The organism is Polynucleobacter sp. 39-46-10, from assembly GCF_002282275.1.
In genome coordinates this window covers 1-2558 of sequence record NZ_NCJB01000317.1, presented here as the reverse complement: position 1 = coordinate 2558, position 2558 = coordinate 1, and the positions used below count along the sequence as shown (strand labels likewise).

At 45.4% G+C, this 2558-nt stretch carries 2 protein-coding genes and 1 pseudogene; all 3 read left to right on the top strand.

Annotated elements, in window-relative coordinates:
* Positions 1-100 precede the first annotated feature (100 nt).
* Positions 101-517, top strand: a pseudogene (locus tag B7X71_RS15045) (CoA transferase); the annotation flags it as partial.
* 92 nt (positions 518-609) lie between these two features.
* Positions 610-1029 carry a PAS domain-containing protein gene (locus B7X71_RS15040; RefSeq protein WP_293601272.1) on the top strand — a complete coding sequence of 140 codons (420 nt, stop codon included), beginning with the start codon at positions 610-612 and terminating at the stop codon, positions 1027-1029.
* 139 nt (positions 1030-1168) lie between these two features.
* The gene (gene frc / locus B7X71_RS15035; protein ID WP_215302958.1) at positions 1169-2416 is read left to right on the top strand and encodes a formyl-CoA transferase; all 1248 of its coding nucleotides are present in this window, start codon (positions 1169-1171) and stop codon (positions 2414-2416) included.
* Positions 2417-2558 lie beyond the last annotated feature (142 nt).

Sequence of the window (2558 nt, the reverse complement as noted above, 5' to 3'; positions counted from 1 at the left end):
ACCTGGATGCAACGGTCGATCAAACTGACTGGTGGTGTCCAGGACATTGACCCCTTCCAGCGAATAAATCAGATTCCCGCCGCTAAGCCGACTGGTCAGGCCAATTACTAAAGCTTTGGGCAAACCAGAGTGGGCAACTGATCCAGCGTACATGACTGCAGAAGCGCGTCAAGATAAGATTTTTGATATCTTCGCAACGATTGAAGAGTGGCTTAAGGACAAGACTAAGTACGAAGCTGTGGACATCCTCCGCAAGTTCGATATTCCTTGCGCACCAGTTCTCTCAATGAAAGAATTGGCTGCATCACCTGATTTGCGTAAGAGCGGCTCTATTGTTGAAGTTGACCACAAGGTTCGTGGTAAGTACTTAACAATCGGTAGCCCAATCAAGTTCTCTGATTTGAAGATCGACGTTGGTCCATCACCAGTATTGGGTGAGCACACTGACGAAGTATTGAAAGATCTTGGCTATAACGCTGACGATATTGCTAAGTTGCATGCAGCTAAAGCGGTTTAATAACAATAAGTATTTTGTTTTGATCTTAAAGGCGCTCTTGTGAGCGCCTTTTTTTATTCACCCGATAGAGTAAAAGTCCTTAGATAGGCATTATGAAAACAAATGTAGATTTAAACCAATTGATCGACTGCATTGGCGATGCAGTGATTGTTGCTGATGCTCATGAAAAAATTGTTCTTTGGAACGCAGCTGCTAGCAAAATTTTTGGTTACTCAGAAGAAGAAGCGCTTGGAAACACTTTAGATTTGATTGTTCCTGAGCGTCAGCGCCAGCGACACAACGAGGGCTACAGCAAATCCATGGAGACGGGTGTTACCCGTTATGGCACTTCATTGCTAAAGGTGCCGGCAAAGCACAAAGATGGCCATACTTTATCAATCGCTTTTACCGTGGGCATGTTGTTTGATGCAAATAATCAAGCTTATGGCGTTGCCGCAGTGATTCGTGATGAGACCCAAGGTTTTGCAGAAGAAAGGGCACTAAAAAAGCGACTTTCCGATCTTGAAAGCTGAATATTTCACAGCAAAATCCCCCAATATGAGGTATCTAGGCTGGTTTGTGCCTAATAAATAGGCACGCCATGTTGCACCGCAATCCGTCGCTGGTAAAATCGGCTTAATTCAAAATTTCAATCTTATTAGGACTTTAATCATGGCAAAAGCATTAGAAGGGGTCAAAATTCTTGACTTCACACACGTTCAATCTGGCCCAACATGTACTCAGTTGCTCGCTTGGTTTGGTGCAGACGTAATCAAAGTAGAAAAATCAGGTGAGGGTGATGCCACTCGTGGTCAATTGCGCGATATCCCTGATGCAGATAGTTTGTATTTCACCATGTTGAACCACAACAAACGTTCAATCACTGTCAATACGAAAACTCCAAAGGGTAAGGAAATTCTGGAGCGTTTGATTAAGGAGTGTGATGTTCTTGTTGAGAACTTCGCTCCTGGCGCACTAGACCGTATGGGTTTTTCTTGGGAGCGTATTCAAGAGCTCAATCCTATGATGATTATGGCTTCAGTAAAAGGCTTTGGCCCTGGTCCTTACGAGGATTGCAAAGTTTATGAAAACGTTGCTCAATGTGCTGGCGGTTCAGCGTCAACAACTGGTTTTGATGATGGCCCTCCTATGGTGACTGGTGCGCAGATTGGTGATAGTGGTACTGGCCTGCATTTGGCATTAGGAATTGTGACTGCACTATATCAACGCACTCACTCTGGTCGTGGTCAAAAAGTATTGGCAGCAATGCAAGATGCGGTATTGAATTTGTGCCGCGTGAAGTTGCGCGATCAACAGCGCTTAGAGCGCGTTGGTTTGATGCAAGAGTATCCACAGTTCCCTAATGGAGAGTTCGGTGACTCAGTGCCTCGTGCCGGTAATGCTTCAGGCGGTGGTCAGCCTGGTTGGATTGTGAAATGCAAAGGCTGGGAAACAGATCCAAATTCCTATATGTATGTCATCGTACAAGCCCCTGTTTGGGAGGCGATTTGCAAGGTAATCGACCGAGAAGATTGGATTACGGATGTGCGATTTGCATCCCCAATGGCGCGCCTGCCACATTTGATGGAAATTTTCGGTGAAATCGAAAAATGGACAATGACAAAGACGAAGTTCGAAGTCATGGATATCTTGAACAAATACGATATTCCTTGTGGTCCAATTTTGTCGATGAAAGAGATCGCAGAAGAGCCGGCATTGCGCGCTACTGGAACTGTTGTTGAAGTGGATCACCCAATTCGCGGCAAATACCTCACTGTTGGTAACCCAATCAAAATGTCTGATAGCCCAACGGATGTAACTCGTTCGCCGCTACTCGGTGAGCATACCGATGAGATCCTTCACGAACTCGGCTATTCAACGGATGAGTTGATTAGTCTTCGTCACGATAAGGTGATCTAAGATGCGTGTTGCGCTGATTGGAAGTGCGGATTTTGGTAAGGCGGCATTAGAGGCTTTTTTGGATCGAGGTGACGAAGTTGTTGCCGTTTTTTGTCCGCCGGATAATCCAAAATCTAGCAAACCTGAGGCGCTGAAAGAAGCG